18 protein-coding genes are annotated in these 16,461 nt (G+C 54.4%); 5 read left to right on the top strand and 13 right to left on the bottom strand.

The genetic code is table 11. The features are described 5' to 3' along the window. Window positions 1-47: 47 nt before the first annotated feature. Window positions 48-878 (top strand): aldo/keto reductase, encoded by an 831-nt coding sequence (locus NMQ00_RS06885; RefSeq protein WP_255178483.1) that lies wholly within the window; start codon window positions 48-50, stop codon window positions 876-878. A 3-nt stretch (window positions 879-881) separates the two neighbouring features. Here NMQ00_RS06885 and NMQ00_RS06880 read toward each other — a convergent pair whose 3' ends face one another. Beyond that, on the bottom strand, window positions 882-1,421 hold the full coding sequence (locus NMQ00_RS06880; RefSeq protein ID WP_255178482.1) for a PadR family transcriptional regulator: 540 nt from the start codon (window positions 1,419-1,421) through the stop codon (window positions 882-884). A 129-nt stretch (window positions 1,422-1,550) separates the two neighbouring features. Here NMQ00_RS06880 and NMQ00_RS06875 point away from each other — a divergent pair, with 129 nt between their 5' ends. Next, the gene (locus tag NMQ00_RS06875; protein WP_114166043.1) at window positions 1,551-1,865 is read left to right on the top strand and encodes a thioredoxin family protein; all 315 of its coding nucleotides are present in this window, start codon (window positions 1,551-1,553) and stop codon (window positions 1,863-1,865) included. A gap of 36 nt (window positions 1,866-1,901) precedes the next feature. On the opposite strand, the gene NMQ00_RS06870 is transcribed toward NMQ00_RS06875, so the two are convergent. The 9 genes from NMQ00_RS06870 to NMQ00_RS06830 form a co-directional block, all read right to left on the bottom strand. Next, window positions 1,902-2,834: an NAD(P)/FAD-dependent oxidoreductase gene (locus NMQ00_RS06870; RefSeq protein WP_255178481.1), complete on the bottom strand. Its 933-nt coding sequence runs from the start codon at window positions 2,832-2,834 to the stop codon at window positions 1,902-1,904. After that, on the bottom strand, window positions 2,831-3,412 hold the full coding sequence (locus NMQ00_RS06865) for a CDP-alcohol phosphatidyltransferase family protein (protein WP_255178480.1): 582 nt from the start codon (window positions 3,410-3,412) through the stop codon (window positions 2,831-2,833). The genes NMQ00_RS06870 and NMQ00_RS06865 overlap by 4 nt, the downstream gene beginning before the upstream one ends. Next, window positions 3,412-4,299: an ABC transporter ATP-binding protein gene (locus NMQ00_RS06860; protein WP_255178479.1), complete on the bottom strand. Its 888-nt coding sequence runs from the start codon at window positions 4,297-4,299 to the stop codon at window positions 3,412-3,414. The genes NMQ00_RS06865 and NMQ00_RS06860 overlap by 1 nt, the downstream gene beginning before the upstream one ends. Then, the gene (locus NMQ00_RS06855) at window positions 4,296-4,997 is read right to left on the bottom strand and encodes an ABC transporter permease subunit (protein ID WP_255178478.1); all 702 of its coding nucleotides are present in this window, start codon (window positions 4,995-4,997) and stop codon (window positions 4,296-4,298) included. The genes NMQ00_RS06860 and NMQ00_RS06855 overlap by 4 nt, the downstream gene beginning before the upstream one ends. Next, window positions 4,994-5,740, bottom strand: a complete 747-nt coding sequence (locus NMQ00_RS06850; RefSeq protein WP_255178477.1) for an ABC transporter permease family protein — start codon at window positions 5,738-5,740, stop codon at window positions 4,994-4,996. The genes NMQ00_RS06855 and NMQ00_RS06850 overlap by 4 nt, the downstream gene beginning before the upstream one ends. 13 nt (window positions 5,741-5,753) lie before the next feature. Beyond that, entirely contained in the window at window positions 5,754-6,923 is a 1,170-nt protein-coding gene (locus NMQ00_RS06845) for an ABC transporter substrate-binding protein (protein ID WP_255178476.1), read from the bottom strand. Window positions 6,924-6,958: 35 nt separating this feature from the next. Continuing rightward, entirely contained in the window at window positions 6,959-7,705 is a 747-nt protein-coding gene (locus tag NMQ00_RS06840; protein WP_255178475.1) for an SDR family NAD(P)-dependent oxidoreductase, read from the bottom strand. Continuing rightward, on the bottom strand, window positions 7,702-8,679 hold the full coding sequence (locus NMQ00_RS06835; protein ID WP_255178474.1) for an MBL fold metallo-hydrolase: 978 nt from the start codon (window positions 8,677-8,679) through the stop codon (window positions 7,702-7,704). Before NMQ00_RS06835 ends, NMQ00_RS06840 begins: the two co-directional genes overlap by 4 nt. Before the next feature lie 101 nt (window positions 8,680-8,780). Next, on the bottom strand, window positions 8,781-10,217 hold the full coding sequence (locus tag NMQ00_RS06830; protein WP_255178691.1) for an NADP-dependent glyceraldehyde-3-phosphate dehydrogenase: 1,437 nt from the start codon (window positions 10,215-10,217) through the stop codon (window positions 8,781-8,783). Between the two features lie 227 nt (window positions 10,218-10,444). Between NMQ00_RS06830 and NMQ00_RS06825 the strand changes: the two genes are divergently transcribed. Next, on the top strand, window positions 10,445-11,320 hold the full coding sequence (locus NMQ00_RS06825; protein WP_255178690.1) for a chemotaxis protein CheV: 876 nt from the start codon (window positions 10,445-10,447) through the stop codon (window positions 11,318-11,320). A gap of 42 nt (window positions 11,321-11,362) precedes the next feature. Here NMQ00_RS06825 and NMQ00_RS06820 read toward each other — a convergent pair whose 3' ends face one another. Beyond that, window positions 11,363-11,740: an Hpt domain-containing protein gene (locus NMQ00_RS06820; protein ID WP_255178473.1), complete on the bottom strand. Its 378-nt coding sequence runs from the start codon at window positions 11,738-11,740 to the stop codon at window positions 11,363-11,365. Window positions 11,741-11,881: 141 nt separating this feature from the next. On the opposite strand from NMQ00_RS06820, the gene NMQ00_RS06815 reads away from it, so the two are divergent. Next, on the top strand, window positions 11,882-12,817 hold the full coding sequence (locus tag NMQ00_RS06815) for a magnesium transporter CorA family protein (RefSeq protein WP_021067655.1): 936 nt from the start codon (window positions 11,882-11,884) through the stop codon (window positions 12,815-12,817). A 39-nt stretch (window positions 12,818-12,856) separates the two neighbouring features. Here NMQ00_RS06815 and NMQ00_RS06810 read toward each other — a convergent pair whose 3' ends face one another. Continuing rightward, a complete protein-coding gene (locus tag NMQ00_RS06810) occupies window positions 12,857-13,969 on the bottom strand; it encodes a PP2C family protein-serine/threonine phosphatase (RefSeq protein ID WP_255178472.1) in 1,113 nt (370 codons plus the stop codon). Window positions 13,970-14,130: 161 nt separating this feature from the next. On the opposite strand from NMQ00_RS06810, the gene ytzI reads away from it, so the two are divergent. Then, a complete protein-coding gene (gene ytzI, locus NMQ00_RS06805; protein WP_255178471.1) occupies window positions 14,131-14,298 on the top strand; it encodes a YtzI protein in 168 nt (55 codons plus the stop codon). Between the two features lie 25 nt (window positions 14,299-14,323). On the opposite strand, the gene NMQ00_RS06800 is transcribed toward ytzI, so the two are convergent. Then, entirely contained in the window at window positions 14,324-16,450 is a 2,127-nt protein-coding gene (locus tag NMQ00_RS06800; protein WP_255178470.1) for a DNA topoisomerase III, read from the bottom strand. Window positions 16,451-16,461: the final 11 nt, after the last annotated feature.

Genomic DNA, 16,461 nt, shown 5'->3' with positions numbered 1-16,461 from the left:
CTGTGATTATGATTCATATCGTCAGACGGAACAAGGAGGAATTATCAATGGCAGAGTTAGGGTTAGGAACGATGTCGATTTTAAAGCACGGGGAAGCGGAAGGTCGTCGGATTCTAGAGGCCGCTTACGAAGCCGGGATTCGGCATTTCGATACGGCCGACGTCTACGATCACTTCGAGGTGGAACGTCTTGTCGGTTCAACGTTCGCCGGACGCCGGGACGATCTATTCTTGACGAGCAAAGGCGGGAATGTGCGGACCGAGGAAGGGATGCGCTGGGACCCGAGCGCCGCATATTTGGAGCAGGCGCTCGCTGATTCGCTCGAGCGTCTCCAGACCGATTATTTGGATTTGTATTACGTCCATGGCGGCACGCTCGAGGACGACCTCGATGAGACGATCGCCTTCATGCGTCACCAAAAACAAGCCGGGGTCATCCGACAAATCGGCCTGTCCTCGATTCGTCCGAACGTCATCCGCTATTGGCTCGAGCACGGTGAACTCGACGTCTTGATGACGCCATACTCACTGCTCGACCGCCGAATCGAATCGCTCGACCTCGACATCCCGATCGTCGGACGCGGTCCGCTCGCCAAAGGCCTGTTGACCACTGAATGGTCCGAGCGTTTGGCGGACAAAGGTTTCGAGGCGTGGTCTGCATCGGAGTTGCGTGAGTTGTTGCCGACAATCCCAGAGCCGATTCAAGCGTACGCCCTTGCCGCCGCGAAACGGACGTGTGCCGTCGTCTTGCCCGGGGCATCCTCGGTCGATCAATTGAATGACTTGATTGAAGCCAATCAATACGCCGTCGACCCAGATCAACTCGATGACCTATTGGCCCGGCTGCCGATCCATCCGTACACAAAACATGCGACCTGATCGTCAGGTCGCATTGGTGTCTCGTTGTTTCATCTGTTCGATGGCCCAATCGGCCCAACCGGCGTAATTTTCCATCATCCGGATCGCGTACTCGCTCGTCAGTAAATAACCGAGCGTGTCGGCCTCGGACTGGTGGGCCGCTTGAAACGCCCGAATCTGGTGAGCGACTTGTTCATGATGCGCTTTCGTCTCTTCGACGTAGCGAATCGCCTCGTCGAGCGGGAGCAATTGCAACAGGCTGACCCGGAGCAAGTTCTCATCTTTCATCTTCGGTTGGTACGAGGTCGGTTGCCGCAGCCAATCAATCAACTCTTGACGTCCCGCCTCGGTGATTGAATAAATCTTTTTATCCGGTAAGTCATGTTGGGCGACGTGCTCAGAGGAGACGAGTGCTTCGTCTTCCATCTTTAACAGTTCGCGATAAATCTGTGTATGATGGGCGTGCCAAAAGTGAATCATTTGCGCTTTGAACGTCGCGTTCAAGGCATAGCCGGTAGCAGGTTGATGAGTCAACAACCCGAGAAGTGCATGACGTAACGCCATAACCATCACCTATCCCTTGCGGTTCTATTTTTATTAGTGTATCACATATTCAGTTGCGACCGAGAATGCCAATCGGTTGACGCCTATCACGAATACACAGACAATATATTATGAAGGGAGAGATTTTTTATGAAACCGATTCAATCCGATCAACAATTCCAAGAGGCCATCCAAGATAAAGGCATGGTCGTCTTCACGACATCATGGTGCCCCGACTGCCGTCGCCTCGATATGTACGTCGACGAACTCGTCAAAGACTACCCGCAGTTCAACTGGTACGTCGTCGACCGCGATGAGTTGCCTGACCTGTCAGACGCGCAAGAAGTCCGAGGCATCCCCTCGCTCCTCTTCTATCAGGAAGGTGTCAAACAAGAACATCTTCACTCGGCGAACGCCAAGACGGAAATGCAAATCCGCTCTTTCCTCGATACGTTGAATGCCTAAAAAAGACGACCGTCATGGTCGTCTTTTTTCGTTCCTTCATCTAAATCGTTCGACGTAGCGCCGGTCGATTGTCCGTTTCAACCGATATGGCAATCGCCCGTGCCACGTCAGCTTCCCGAACGTCAAGAGCGCCCGCCCTGGTGTCGTCAACAAGATATTGAGCGACGTCCGTGACTTGAACGGCCGTGGTGTACCGAGCAGTTGACGAGCGACGTGACGGCCCGAACGGACGGCATCAACACCACCATTCAGTCGAGCCGCCATATCCCCAGTGATATAAATCTCGCGGTAGACGGGGTGTCGCAAATCGTCTTCCGTGTCAATGAACGCCCCAGCGGCCGCAAGTCCGGCCGCAGACCAAAAATCATCAGGAACGACACCGGTCGCGTCCAAGACGAGTCCCTCCGTCTTAGTCCCTGGTTGGAATGACGTCAGAATGAGCGTCACGCCGCTGTGGACGAGGCGGCGCGCCATCTGTCGCCCGACATGACGGGGAAGCTCGGGTAAGATGTCACGAGCATAGAGCGTCACGCGTTGCTTCTGTCTGATGCAAGCGAAGGCGAGTTCGACTCCGGCTTTGCCCCCGCCGACGATCGTGATTGCGTCACTCTGTAAAATCTCGTCCAACATGTTTGTCGTCATCGGTTTTAACCGGTTCCCGATTCCACGACTCTTCGCACCGGTCGCGAGCACGAGGATGTCATATGCGACGTGGCCGCGATCGGTTTCGACGAGGCGCGCATCCGGATCGAGACCGATCAGGCGCTCGGCGACGGGAGAGACGTCACGACGCAACCGCGTCGTCGCCGATTCCATCTCGCCAGCGATCACTTGAGGAAACGCACCCGTATAAATCGCCTCTCGTCCACCGATATACGACACTTCGTAGTTTTCGTTAAGCGCATCGAGATGTTCGAGAATCTCAAGTTGCCCATGGCCGAGCCCTACCAAGACAAGGCGCGGCTTCATCTTAGAATCCGCCTCGCTTCAAACAAACGTTGAAGAATCGTGAACACTTCAAGGACGAGGAAAATCGTCGCGATGACACCGATCCACGTCGGGAAAAGAATCATGAGCGTGAACAAGATGAAACATTCTGTCCGCTCCAAGATGCCGGGCTGATAATAAAATGATTTCTCTGAACGGCGTGAGCTGCTCGCCCCGACGGCGAGGAACAACGTCATCGCCACGACGAACGATCCGAGCAAGAGAAGAAAGATTGGCATATGTTCCGGATGGCGTAAAGCGAGTGCGATGACGACGGCAATCTCGACGATGCGATCGAAGACGAGGTCAAGTACCGTACCGAACCCCGTCTTTTGGGTGCGCCGGGCCATCGTCCCATCAAGGACGTCGAACAGACCCGACACCCATAACAGCAACACGGCCGTCCACAACATATCGTTATAAATGAACACCCCGACCGACACGCCGATGATGCCCCCCAGAATCGTCACCTCGTTCGGGGTAAAGTTCCATTTCAAAAGCCGATCGGCCCCGCGCTCGATGACGGGACGGACGAAGCGGCTACCATATGTGTCTAACATCAAATTCCTCCTTGTTTCTGTCGCAAATAATACGTCTCACCGACTTTGAACGATTCGCTCCGCGGCAAGATGACATATTCTCCGGTCGGGCGTCGATACTCGCCAAAATGATGCCCGAAACGAATGAACGGCCGGACGAGAACAATGGGATCGGACGTCGGCTCTGTCGACACGGCGATATCGGTCGATGGAAGCAACGCACCGCCCAATTCGACAAAGTCTCCGAACGTCGACTCCGTCTCGGATAAACGTCCCGGCGTACCGGTTGCCCGAACGTGGCCCGTCTCAAGCAATGTCACTCGGTCGGCGACGAGCATCGCTTCTTCACGGTCGTGGGTCACAAGGAGCGCCGTCAACTCAAGTTCACGGACGAGGTCACGAATCAGCCGTTGCAACTCAGACTTGAGACCGGGGTCGAGGTTCGTGAACGGCTCATCGAGTAGAATAAGCCGAGGCGCGGCCGCGAGCGCCCGGGCGAAGCTTGCGCGTTGCTGTTCTCCTCCAGACAGTTCATGAATTTCAGCGTCATAGCGGCCGGGAAGCTTGACCCGGGCGAGCCACGCTTCCGCTTCTTCCCGTGACCGGTTCGGGGTGGCGAGCGTCACGTTCTCCCCGACAGTCAGATGCGGGAACAAGAGCGGGGATTGAGACAACATCGTAACCCGGCGCAAATGCGGCGGCACCCCATCGAGCGGCATCTCCTCCCACGTCACCGTACCGGCATCAAGCGTCTCAAGACCTGCGACGATACGGAGCAGTGTCGACTTCCCTGACCCACTCACACCGACGAGGGCATGGATTTCCCCGTTCGGGATGGCGAGATCGATGCCGCGTAACACATCACGGTCTTTAAAACGTTTTCGTATTCCTGACAATACCAAGCTCATTGCAAACGCCCCTTCACCAATCTAATCCAGATGCTGAACATTGCCCAGAGCCCGATATAAAATAGGACCGGCAACGAGACGAGCACCCATGTGTTTTGTAACGCCAGTGAGACGTCATTGCCTGCGTAGGCCTGATAGAGCCGCGTCGTGACCGTCGGGACGAGTCCGGCCCCAATCAATTGGACGAGCACAAATTGGCTCAATACGATGACGGTCGAGAACAAGACGATCGTTCGGACCGACTCTTTCATGAGTGGAAACAGGACGAACCCGATCCGAGTGAGCGGCGCGAGCGTCAATGTCTGCTCGAGGAGCGGTCTCCCGATTACGTACATGGCGTTGTATGCCAAGCGAATCGAATACGGTAACGTCGTGACGAGCAGGACGAGCCCGACCCCCGTGTACGTCCCGATGAGCCCGATTTGGGCGAGGACGATATACATGCCGAACATGCTCGCCAGGACGGGGATAAACAACGGGAGGAACGTGAGCCACTCGACCCACGACTTCCACCTCGACTCGGTGAACAAGAGCCACCAGGCCGTCCCGATGCCAAGCCAGACGTTGACGAGCGCCACTACGACCACGTAGGAGACCGTATTTAAAATCGCCTCGTCCCACATGAGTGACGTCGGGAACGTCAAAAACAACCCGATGAACGGAAAGACGACGAAACAAGCGACGAGAAGCCGACTCATCGTCTCACCCCCCGTTCGATGCGCCGCCGTCGTTTGGCCGTCAAGGCGTAGGATGTGATGACGCCGCTGAAGATGAACAATGTCCAAGCGAGCGCGACCGCATATGACTCGAACGCATTTAAAAACAGACCAGTCGTCAAGCGCTCGTAGGCGAGTACCCCGAGCAGCTCAGGGTAGGTGACGCCCAACAAGGCCGGCACTTCATAGGCGAACGACATGAACGCCACGAGCACCCAGAACGAGTCGAGGAGCGGTTTGACGAGAAATGGCCATTCGGCCACTCTGAACTGTTCGAGCGGATTGAGCTGGAGCGTCTTGGCCATATCCAAGTACCCTGGATTCAGTTGGCCGTATGTGCCGACCACCATCAAAAAGACGAACGGTACTTCTTTCCAGACGTACGTCAAGATGACGACGAGATGATGGCGTTCATTCGCCTCAATGAGGCCATATACCGGAAAGCCGCCCGAGAACAATAGATAAAACAAATAGGCTGCCGCAACGTGCGGAACGAACATCGGCCATTTGAGGAGCGATGCCAGCCACATCGAACGCCTCATATAGACCGTTCGGGCGAGCCACGTCCCAATCACAAGTGAGAGGAACGTCGATGTGAGCGTGACGTAAAGTGTCACAGCGATACTGGCGCGCCACGCTGCTTCATTCAATTGAGACCAGTCAAAGCCGATGGTCTCGTAGAGCAGGAAGGCGACACCGGTGAATGGCAATGTTAGAACGAACAAACTAAGCCATAGACTACTTCGCGACACGATCCCACTCCTCACGAATCGCATCAATCACGGTCGGCCCATAGTCGGGAAGCGAACGTTCGGCGAGCCGTTCCGGGTCAGGATAGGTCACCCCATCATCTAGCTTCAAGAATGCGTCACGGTCGGCCGCATCGAGCTTCGTCAAGTCGAGCGATGTCCCGTCCCCCCAATACGTCGCGTCTTGTTTGGCGAGCTGGGCTTCAGGGGAGAGCAACTCGTTGATGACAACGAGCGCCCCGTTCGGATTTTCCGCATTGAACGGCACGGCGAGAAAATGCGTCGATGCGATCGAGTGTTCGAGCGTGAGGGCACGCGTCCCGTCCGGAAATACCCCGGCGTTGCGCTCGGCCTCGGCTCGGCGTTCATTGAAGCCCATCGTCATCCAGACCTCACCCGAGGCGTACAGCTGGTCGAGTTGGGCGAGTGACTTCGGATACGTCGTTCCTTGTTTCCAAAGGTTCGGTGACCAGGTCGAAACTTCTTCCCAAAACGCGTCTGGGATCTCACCGTCACGGACCGTGTCCCCATATTCGGCATAAAGCAGATGGCGCACGAACGCGTTGCCCGTGAAGTCTGTCACTTCAGGATACGTGAAACGGCCCGGGTTCGCTTCGGTCCAACGATGTAATTCGTCAAACGTCGTCGGCGGATTTTTCACCTTGTCCGTATCGTAGTGCAAGACGAACTGCACATTCCCCCAGGCGACTTCGAGTCCATTGGTCGGGGTGCCCGCATCGTTCGCTTGGGCTTCCTCGTTCAATAGCGCGGCGTTTGGAATTTTGTCGAGCAGGTCGCCTTGGAGCAACTCCGCCTCGGCGGCGTTACGAAAATTGTCCCCGTTGATCCACATCAGGTCAATCGTTCCTGCTTCACGGTTCGCACGTTTGTCGAGTGACAATTGACGCACGAACTCGGCCGTATCCATCGGGATGCGGTTCAAGTCCAGGTCATACGTCTCTTTCAGACGTGGCGCAACATACTCATCGATATAGCGATTGATGCCGTCATCGCCTCCCCACATATAAAAATTGACCGTCGATTGCTTCGCTTCCTCGGCCGCCTGTTCGAATGTCGGTGCGATCTCGGCTCGGGTCGTCCCGCAGGCAGCGAGGAAGATGAGTGACAGCATCAAGCCAAATTGTTTCAATCGGCGCATCATGTCTCCCCCTTTTTTTCTCTATATTTACACATTTACTTTTTGTCAAATCCCCGTTTTGCGAGTCGTTCGAACATGACTGGGCACATTGCGTACAGTTTCGCGCCAAGTTCCATCCACCACGGGGCGTTCACGTCACGTTTCGACGCCTCACACGCCGCGACGACACGCTTCGCGAGACGTTCTGGATCTAGCATGATTGACTTGACGCTCGCCTCGTAACGTCCGCTCTTATCGGCCCGAAGAAAGAACGGGGTCGCGATCGGCCCCGGATTGACGGTCAACACGTGGATCCCGTCCGGCTTCAGTTCCAATCGCAGCGCGTTCGAGAACTGGAGCAGCGCCGCCTTCGAACCGGCATAAACGGCCGACTTTGGTGTCGGCACTTTCGCTGCTTGTGAACAGACGTTGATGATCGTACTGCCGCGTCGCATCTGCCGTGCGCAGTCTCGTGCGAGCATCATCGGCGCGACGGCGTTCAAGCGCATCGTCTCCTCGATGACGTCGGTCGTTTGATCGACGACCCGGTCGAACTCGCCAATCCCGGCATTGTTCACCCAAACGTCGATTGCTCCATATGTACGTATGACTTTTGCCACGAGCGTGTCATAATCGGTACAGACGTCGGCCACCATCCACTCGGCCGATAACTTCTGTCCGAGTTCGCGCAACCGCTCCTCGTTCCGTGCGATCAACGTCAACTTGGCACCCGACTCATAAAAAGAATGCGCCAGCGCGGCCCCAAAGCCGCTCGACGCACCCGTGATCACAATATGTCTCATTCCACGATTTCCTCCGCTCTTATATAAATCCATTTCCCGTCCGTCAACTGTTTGACGACACGGCCGCGTTCTTCGAGCAACGTCAAGCGGGCGAACACCTCGCTGAAGACGAGCGGCATCGCCCGACGCATCTTGCGCCCATAGAGCCGCATCGACCAATCGAATACGCTCAAGCCATCGATCCAGTCGTTGAGGAGCAACTCACTCCGCTCATAACGCTGACTGATGCGGGCCTCGATCAACGGCCGCGGTTTTTGAATCGGTTCCCCGTGCCCGCTCACGACAAGTTTCAAGTCCACTTCTTGGAGTTTTCGAAGCGAATCGAGATACAACACGACCGGTGAGGCGAACCCTTCCTCCTCGTATGGTTGTTCAATGAGTGGGTTCGGTTCGACCGTATCAATCAAATGGTCGCCCGCAATCAACACGCCGCCCGGGCCGAGCAGACCGAGCTGATCGCTCGCATGGCCAGGCAGATGAATCGTCTTCCATGCCCCGTCACTCGTCACGTCCTGCCCGTCCGTGAACGTCATTGTGACGGTCGTCGGGCCGATCCAACGCAGCGCCTCCCGGTAGTCGGGCAATTTGTTCACAATCGTCTCTGGCGTGCCGAACCAGTGCGCCAAGTCATGTAAAAACTGATTGCCCCGTTTGATGAAATTCGGCGTCTGTTCCAAGTACCGAACGAGCTTCTCATGCCCGTACACGGGTATCGAGGCGTCACGCAAGCGCCACGCCTGCCCCGCATGGTCGGCATGATGATGCGTCAAAAATAAAAAGTCAATGTCCGCGAGCGTCAGTTCGAGCTCGGCCAATTGCGTCGTCAACGAGGCCCACGCTTCTTCCGTATCCGGACCGCAATCGACCATAAAGAAACGGTTCATATGTTCGACGACATAGACGTTCACGTTGCCGACCTCGAACGGCGTCGGTATATCGAGTCTTGCCAGTTGGCTTGAAATCCAGTTCGCCACGTCCCCACAACCCCTTCCACCTATCTTCACTCATTATACCTGTCGATAAGAACGGATTTCAATCACACAAAAAAAGGAGAGGATTTCTCCTCTCCAATCACTTATAAGTTGATGACGGTGACTTTGTCGCGTGTCATCGTTTCGAGGCTGCGTCCAATTCCTTGAACACCGAGGCCTGACTGCTTCACGCCGATGAACGGGAAGTGGTCAGGGCCGCGTTCCGTGCGGCCATTCACTTGGACCGTACCGACTTCGAGCTTGTCGGCGACCGTGAAGGCGCTGTTCACGTTTTGTGTGAACACACTCGCTTGAAGACCGAACTCCGATTCGTTCGTCAGTTCAATCATCTCGTCGAGCGACTTGACGCGAATGACCGGCAAGACCGGTCCGAACGGCTCTTCCCAAGCGACGCGCATCTCACGCGTGACGCGGTCGAGGAGCGTCGGATGAAGGAGGTTGCCGTCGCGTTCGTTTCCATGGACGACCGTCGCTTGTTTGTTGACGGCGTCGTCAATCAAACCTTGGACGTAATCTGCCGACTTCTTGTCGATGAGTGGAACGATGAAGCTGTTGTCGACCGGTGAACCGACCGTGAGCTTCTCGACGCGCTCTTTCAACATGCCGACGAGTTCGTCCGCTTGGTGCTCGAGCACGAATACGCGCTTGATGGCCGTACAGCGCTGTCCTGAATACGAGAACGCCCCGCTGACGATTTGATCGGCCGCGAGCGTGAGGTCTGCGTCTTCGAGGACGAGCGCCGGGTCCTTGCCGCCAAGTTCGAGCACGACAGGTACCATCGATGCCTGTTGTGACAAGTGTTGCCCGGTACCCGTACCACCTGTGAATGTGATCATGTCGATGCCAGGGTGAGACGTCAAATAGTCACCGATGACCGACCCGCGTCCTGTGACGAGGTTCAATAGACCGCTCGGAAGACCTGCGTCTTGGAGTGCCTCGACCATCTTCACACCACTGATGGCGCCTTGTGTCGCCGGTTTAAAGACGACCGCGTTGCCTGTGATGAGCGCCGGTGCGATCTTGGCTGCTGCCAAGTTGACCGGATAGTTGAACGGCGAGATCGCGAGGACGACACCGAGTGCCTCTTTCTTGATGATCGCCATCTTGTTCTTCGAACCGCCAGGGAATGAGTCCCCTTGCATGAATCCGCCCGTGAAGCGAAGTCCTTCTTCGGCCGTATAGCGGATGATTTCCGCCGTCCGGATGACTTCTTTCTTCGCGTCGCTCAAGTTCTTCCCGACTTCGCGCATGATGATTTGACCGATCTCATCGACACGCTCTTCGAGTTTGTCCGCCCAAGCGTACAACAGTTCGGCACGCTTGTTGACCGGAAGCGCCGCCCATTCCTGTTGTGCGCTTTTCGCGCCATGAATCGCCTCGTCGACTTCGTCGCGAGACATCGCCTGGACGTGCCCGACGACTTCTTCTGTATAAGGTGAAACGAGTTCGATTGTTTCGTTCGTTGTTGATTCCTGCCATTGTCCATTAATTAAATATGGATACGTGTTCATACTCATAATCTCTATCTGCCTCCTGAGTAAGCTTTGATATCTCGTTGCCACCCCCATTGTATGCAAAATCAAATCGGTAGAACAACTATAAAGATTCAGTTTATGTAATGTAAACGGTTACTCGTCAACTTTTTGTCAATTTCGCCTCGACTTTGCCACTTTCAACTGAAGATATTCTTTAAATCGACCGATAGAAGAGATGAGAGTACGTGAACTAGGAGGGACCACCAGTGAGCATGGATCATAATATTTTACTTGAGGCAGGCACGAACGAATTAGAGATTGTCATTTTCCAATCAGGCCCGTTCATTTTCGGGATCAACGTCATGAAGGTGCGTGAGATTATCACAATGCTTCCCCTCACCCCGCTCCCGGGAACCCCGGAAGCGATCATGGGGCTAATCGAGCTCCGTGGAGAGGTCATGACGGTCATCGATTTACCGATGGTCATCGGTCATCCGCGTGACGTCGGGGACAACGACCGCTTGATTGTCTGCGAGTTCAACGGTGAGAAGTCGGTGCTCCGCGTCGACCAAGTGACGGAGATCAAACGCATCTCTTGGGAACAGATCGACACGCCGTCCGACCTCGCGCGCGGCATGCAAGGCATCACGAATGGGGTCGTCAAAACAGGAGACCAGATGATTATCCTGCTCGACTACGAGCGCATCGCCCTCGAACTTTCCCGCAAGGACATCATGGCCCGCGAATCGGTCAAACGGCTCGGTGCCCGGGAACGGTCGAACAAACAAGTGTGGATCGCCGAAGACTCGGAGATGTTGCGGACGCTCATCATCGACACGCTCGATGATGCCGGTTATTTCAACACGACGATCTTCAACAACGGAAAGGAAGCGCTCGATGCGTTCGAACAGAGCGACGTCCATTGTGACCTGCTCATCACCGATATCGAGATGCCGCAAATGGACGGCTTGCATTTGACGAAACGACTCCGTGAGATGGACCAGTTCGCCGAGTTGCCGATCATCATCTTCTCTTCGCTCATCTCGGATGACTTGAAGCATAAAGGCGACGCGGTCGGGGCGAACGCCCAAATCACGAAGCCAGAGATTGGCATGTTGATCGCCACACTCGACGAATTTTTAGCTTGAACTGAAAACGGGACTTCGCATCGTGGCGAAATCCCGTTTTATTTATGCTAATTCATTCAACCGCGCGTCCCATTCGTAATCGAAGCGGCGCATGTCGGCTTCGATTTCATCGAGAATCGGTTCGAGGTTCGAGGTCTCATTTGTCTCCCCAGCCAATTCGAGCCGATGGAACCGGCCAGCTGTCTCGTCGAGCCCGACAGAATAAGAAGCTCCTTTCAACAAGTGGGCAAGTTGTTCGATTTGTTCGTGGTTTTGTTCACGCACCATCTGCTTCAATTCAGGGAATTTCGCCTCGAATTGGCGCACGTACGTATCGGCAATCTTTTTCAGGAAATCTTTATTCCCGCTAGCGATTTGATGGAGCTCCGCCAACTTTTCTTCGTTAAACAGAGCATTTTGGGGCGTTTGTGACAACTCCATCCCTCCTTTGACTCAATCCTACTACCATTCTTTCCCACTGTAGCATGTTTTCGAGAAAAAACAAAAAAACTCCTCCTTTTCCGATTGCACTCTCCCATTCGCCTACCTATAATTAGGTTGAGCTAAGGTAGGAGGAACATTATGCTAACGATTTACCGTACCGATGCATCTGGGCGTGTCGACGAAATCGAAGATTTTGACAAAGGGAGCTGGATTCAACTCGTCAATCCGACGAAAGATGAGGCTGATCAAGTCATCGCCGCCTCCGGCATTCCTGAAGATTTCGTCTACGACCCGCTTGATATTGAAGAAAAACCACGATTTGAAAAAGATGATGAGGGACTCCTCATGATCATCGACGTCCCATACGTCGAAGAAGACGACACGGGACGCGCCTACAATACGATTCCACTCGGTATTATCGTCACCGGGCGACATTTCATTACCGTCTGTTCGCGTGACCTCGACGTGCTCAATTTGTTCGCCAACGGAAAAGCCCGATTGTTCCGGACGAACTATCGGAGTCGGTTCGTCTTTCAGATTTTGCACCGAGTCAGCATGACGTACTTGCGCTTCCTTCGCCAAATCGATCGGCGTATGGACGAGCTCGAGCAAGAGTTGCAACGTTCGATGCGAAATCAGGAAATCTTTCAATTGATGAACTTACAGAAGTCGCTCGTCTATTTCATGACATCGCTCAAAGCGAACGACAGCGTCCTCGACCGCATCGTCAAGACACCGAGTCTCGAGAAGCATGAAGAAGACGAGGAGTTGCTCGAGGACGTGTTCGTCGAACACCGCCAGGCGATGGAGATGGCGTCGATTTATAACGACATCATCAGCATCAAGATGGACGCCTTCGGTTCGATTATCTCGAACAACGTCAACTTCGTCATGAAATTCTTGGCCTCGATTACGATTGTACTCAGCATCCCGACGATGATTTCCGGGATATTCGGGATGAACGTCCAAGTGCCATGGGAAGGCCAACCCATCGGCTTTGTGTTCGCCATTACGATGATGATCGGGTTCTCAAGCCTCGCCTTTTATATTTTGTGGCGCAAACGATATTTCTAAAAAAAGATGGTGTTGCCCGTTGCGGCGACACCATCTTTTTTACATCAATTTGACTGTGACGAGACACAGGTCGTCGTCAATCTCGATTTTAGGAACGAGCTGTTCGGCAACATGACGTGCATAGTCAAGCCCATAAGAAGCGACGTCCTTCTCGAGCCAGCGAATGCCGTCATCGATATCTTTGCTGTAACATTCCATCAGTCCATCCGTATACATATGCATCGTCATGCCCGGCTCGATGCCGACGACGTTCGACTCATAGTTCGGCTCTTCGAACATACCGACCGGCACTCCGGTCGTCTCGAGGCGAGTTACACCTGTATCAGACGTCACGATGACCGGAGGATGTCCGGCGTTGACGTACTCGATTTGACGCTTCGTCGTATCGATATAGCAATATACCGCGGTGAAGTAGCTCTGCATGTCGTCACCTGAGAACAAGAACGTCATCTGGCGGTTCAGCTCGGTCATGACATCGACCGGATATTGCACGTTGCCGACGAGGCCCGGTAAAATCGAACGAATCCCCATCGTGATCAACGCGGACGACACGCCGTGCCCCATCACATCGAAAATGATGACGCCGTAGCGGTCAGGCGCGACCTGGAACCAGGCGTACATGTCACCGGCCAGTTTTTTAGACGGCAAGTATAAGGCCCGGACGTCGATCTCATCGTTGCTGATCGGCGGGGTCAATGCGCTCTGTTGAATCTTTTGGGCGAGGTCGAGGTCGTATTGGAGACGCGTCTCATATTTTTTCCGTTCGTCAACGGCTGCTTTGTAACGGAGCGCCGAACGAATCCGCGCGAGCAGTTCCGTGATTTTAATCGGTTTCGTCGTATAGTCGGACGCCTCGGCGTCGAGTCCTTCCGCAATCTGTTTTTCTTCGGTGCGGCCCGAGACCATGATCACAGGCAACTCCTCGTAACCGGCCATCTGTCGAATCCGTTTGCACGTCTCGATCCCAGAGATTCCTGGCATCTCAACATCAAGCAGAACAAGGTCGTATAGCGACGGGGCTTGCGGATCCATCAGGAGCGCGAGCGCATCTTCACCACTTGAGACCGAAATCGTCTCATAATCATGTTGATGCAATAATTGTTCGAGAACCATCGTATTGACCGGTTCGTCGTCCACAATCAAAATCGCCATAGTCATCCCTACTTTCTCTGTCAGTGTTCTTCTGCATATTATTGTATCATATCTAATCGCTCCATTAGGTATTTCAATGCTGTGACAGTTCGAAGTACCCGAAAGATGGAGAATCTCGTTCATTTTTGGCATACTAGAAGTACGAAAGCGAGGAATGCCGCATGGGATGGATATTCGCTGTGAGCGGTTTGATTATCTTGCTCGTCTTGATCGCCTCAATCGTCGTCATTCAAAAAGGCTACGCCTATAAGGACAACAAGGACGACATCATGCTCGATTACGATGAGATCAATCGCCGCATCACTGAAGAAGAACAACAGAAAAAATAGAGCCATCGGCGGATGGCTCTATTTTTTATTTGAACTCGAACCGAAGCGCTCCTTTTTCAAGGTAAAGCGCGGCGTCGAACGTCTTGTCGCCTTTTTTGAACGTATGCACGTTCGACTGACCGCCATTGATCATCTGTTTCAGCTCATCCTTGGCAATCCCGACGCCGAGCACTTGTTTCGACATCGTGAACTTGCACCCTTCTCGGTAGCCGCTGCAGCCGATGAACTTCGGATGCTCGACGAGTCCCTTGCCACAATTCGGACAGACGCCAAACGACGCTTTCGGCCGCGCCGCCGACTTCTTCCCGAAACGTCGTGCTTCAATCGTATAGCCTTCCGGGTTCGCCGATTCGACTCGCGCCTTCGCCTCCTCGACGAGATGGATCGACATCTTCTTCGCCTGGTCGATGAACTCGGCGGCGGACGCCGACGCCTGCCCAATCTCGTGGAGCCGCTTCTCCCACTTCGCCGTCATGGCCGGCGAGGCGAGGATACTGTCACCGAGCACGTCAATCAACAGGCGCCCTTTGTCGGTCGGGACGAGCTCTTTCTTTTGGAGTTCGACATAACCCCGCTTCTTCAATCCATCGATAATGTTGGCCCGCGTCGCCTCGGTGCCGAGCCCTTCGACTTCTTTCATGATGTGAATCAGTTCCTCATCATCGAGCTGCTTACCGGCCACCTTCATCGCCATGATGAGCGCGCCTTCCGTATACCGTTTCGGCGGCTCCGTCTGTTTCGATAATACTTCGACTTTCTTTTCGGTCAACGGTTCACCGACCGTGAGTGCCGGGAGCTCGACGTCTTTGGACTTTATCTCGACGACTTGACGATAGCCGGCACTGACGACGACCGTCCCTTTTGCCCGGTACAAGTCGTCCCCGTCCATAAGGTCGACCGTCGTTTTCTCGAGCTTGGCCGGCGGGGCAAACGCCGCGAGGAAACGCCGATTGATCAAATCGTATAGCTTCGCCTCGTCCCCGCTTAGTCGAGCCACATCGCCACACGCCTCGGTCGGAATGATCGCATAGTGGTCACTGACCTTTTTCGCGTTCACGTAACGGCTGTTGCGGGACGGATTCTCGGTCAATACGTCCTTCAGTCCGGCGTAGGCCGAGGACTTTAACAGGCGCGCTTTCGTCTGCGGGAACAGCGTCGCCTCATCTGGTGTGACGAAACTTGAGTCGGTCCGTGGATAACTGATCCATCCTTTCGTATACAGCTTTTGGGCGATATCGAGTGTCTTCTTCGCCCCAAAACCGAACCGCTTGCCGGCCTCGGCCTGCAAACCCGATAAGCTGAACCAAAACGGCGGGTGTTCCGTCTTGTCTTCCTTGTCGATCGAGCGAACGATTGCTGTCCCGGTCGCCCGGTTGACGACCGCATCGGCTTGTTCACGCGTCTTCAATTTCGTCGTCTTGCCGAGCGTGTATTTCGCTTTGAACGTACCCCGCCCTTTTTGGAGCGTCGCTTCGACCTCGAAATACGGTTCCGGGACGAACTGTTTAATCTCGCGCTCGCGATTGACGATCAAGGCGAGCGTCGGTGTCTGGACGCGGCCGAGCGAGAACACGTCCTCGATACCAATCGTCTTCAACAGTGTCGTGTATGCCCTTGAGGCGTTCATACCGACGAGCCAGTCGGCACAGGCACGACTCATCGCCTCATGATAATAGGGGACGGTCTGGTCACCCGGTAGCAAATCGGCGAAACCACGGTCGACCGCCTGTTCGGTCAAACTCGAGATCCAAAGGCGCGACAACGGTTTTTTATTGCCGGCGAGGCGTAATATGAGGCGGACGATGGCCTCCCCTTCTCGCTCGGCATCGGACGCGATGATGATATCGGTGATGGACCGGTCGTGCAACCATTTCTTGATTGTCTGGAACGGTTTCGACTTGCCTTTCGAGATGCGATAGTCGAATCGGTCCGGCACAATCGGGAGTGACTCATATTTCCACGACTTCCATTCCGGCTTATAGTGAGACGGTTCTTGAAGCTCGCATAAATGACCGACCGCCCAGACGACGATGGCGCCTTCCGGGAAACGGGCACAAGAAGATATTTCAATCTCATCTTTTTTCTTTTTTGATGGATACGGCGCAGCCAGTTTTTGGGCCTGCGACGGTTTCTCCGCAATGATTAATCTCATAGGATCCCTAC

The organism is Exiguobacterium aurantiacum, assembly GCF_024362205.1.
Classification (GTDB): Bacteria; Bacillota; Bacilli; order Exiguobacteriales; family Exiguobacteriaceae; genus Exiguobacterium; species Exiguobacterium aurantiacum_B.
This window is presented reverse-complemented; position numbering and strand designations above follow the sequence as displayed.

Excerpts from the sequence above, each read along its gene's own strand:
- NMQ00_RS06885 (WP_255178483.1), top strand. The coding sequence starts at position 48 with ATGGCAGAGTTAGGGTTAGGAACGATGTCGATTTTAAAGCACGGGGAA.
- NMQ00_RS06880 (WP_255178482.1), bottom strand. The coding sequence starts at position 1,421 with ATGGCGTTACGTCATGCACTTCTCGGGTTGTTGACTCATCAACCTGCT.
- NMQ00_RS06875 (WP_114166043.1), top strand. The coding sequence starts at position 1,551 with ATGAAACCGATTCAATCCGATCAACAATTCCAAGAGGCCATCCAAGAT.
- NMQ00_RS06870 (WP_255178481.1), bottom strand. The coding sequence starts at position 2,834 with ATGAAGCCGCGCCTTGTCTTGGTAGGGCTCGGCCATGGGCAACTTGAG.
- NMQ00_RS06865 (WP_255178480.1), bottom strand. The coding sequence starts at position 3,412 with ATGTTAGACACATATGGTAGCCGCTTCGTCCGTCCCGTCATCGAGCGC.
- NMQ00_RS06860 (WP_255178479.1), bottom strand. The coding sequence starts at position 4,299 with ATGAGCTTGGTATTGTCAGGAATACGAAAACGTTTTAAAGACCGTGAT.
- NMQ00_RS06855 (WP_255178478.1), bottom strand. The coding sequence starts at position 4,997 with ATGAGTCGGCTTCTCGTCGCTTGTTTCGTCGTCTTTCCGTTCATCGGG.
- NMQ00_RS06845 (WP_255178476.1), bottom strand. The coding sequence starts at position 6,923 with ATGCGCCGATTGAAACAATTTGGCTTGATGCTGTCACTCATCTTCCTC.
- NMQ00_RS06840 (WP_255178475.1), bottom strand. The coding sequence starts at position 7,705 with ATGAGACATATTGTGATCACGGGTGCGTCGAGCGGCTTTGGGGCCGCG.
- NMQ00_RS06825 (WP_255178690.1), top strand. The coding sequence starts at position 10,445 with ATGGATCATAATATTTTACTTGAGGCAGGCACGAACGAATTAGAGATT.
- NMQ00_RS06820 (WP_255178473.1), bottom strand. The coding sequence starts at position 11,740 with ATGGAGTTGTCACAAACGCCCCAAAATGCTCTGTTTAACGAAGAAAAG.
- NMQ00_RS06815 (WP_021067655.1), top strand. The coding sequence starts at position 11,882 with ATGCTAACGATTTACCGTACCGATGCATCTGGGCGTGTCGACGAAATC.
- NMQ00_RS06810 (WP_255178472.1), bottom strand. The coding sequence starts at position 13,969 with ATGGCGATTTTGATTGTGGACGACGAACCGGTCAATACGATGGTTCTC.
- ytzI (WP_255178471.1), top strand. The coding sequence starts at position 14,131 with ATGGGATGGATATTCGCTGTGAGCGGTTTGATTATCTTGCTCGTCTTG.
- NMQ00_RS06800 (WP_255178470.1), bottom strand. The coding sequence starts at position 16,450 with ATGAGATTAATCATTGCGGAGAAACCGTCGCAGGCCCAAAAACTGGCT.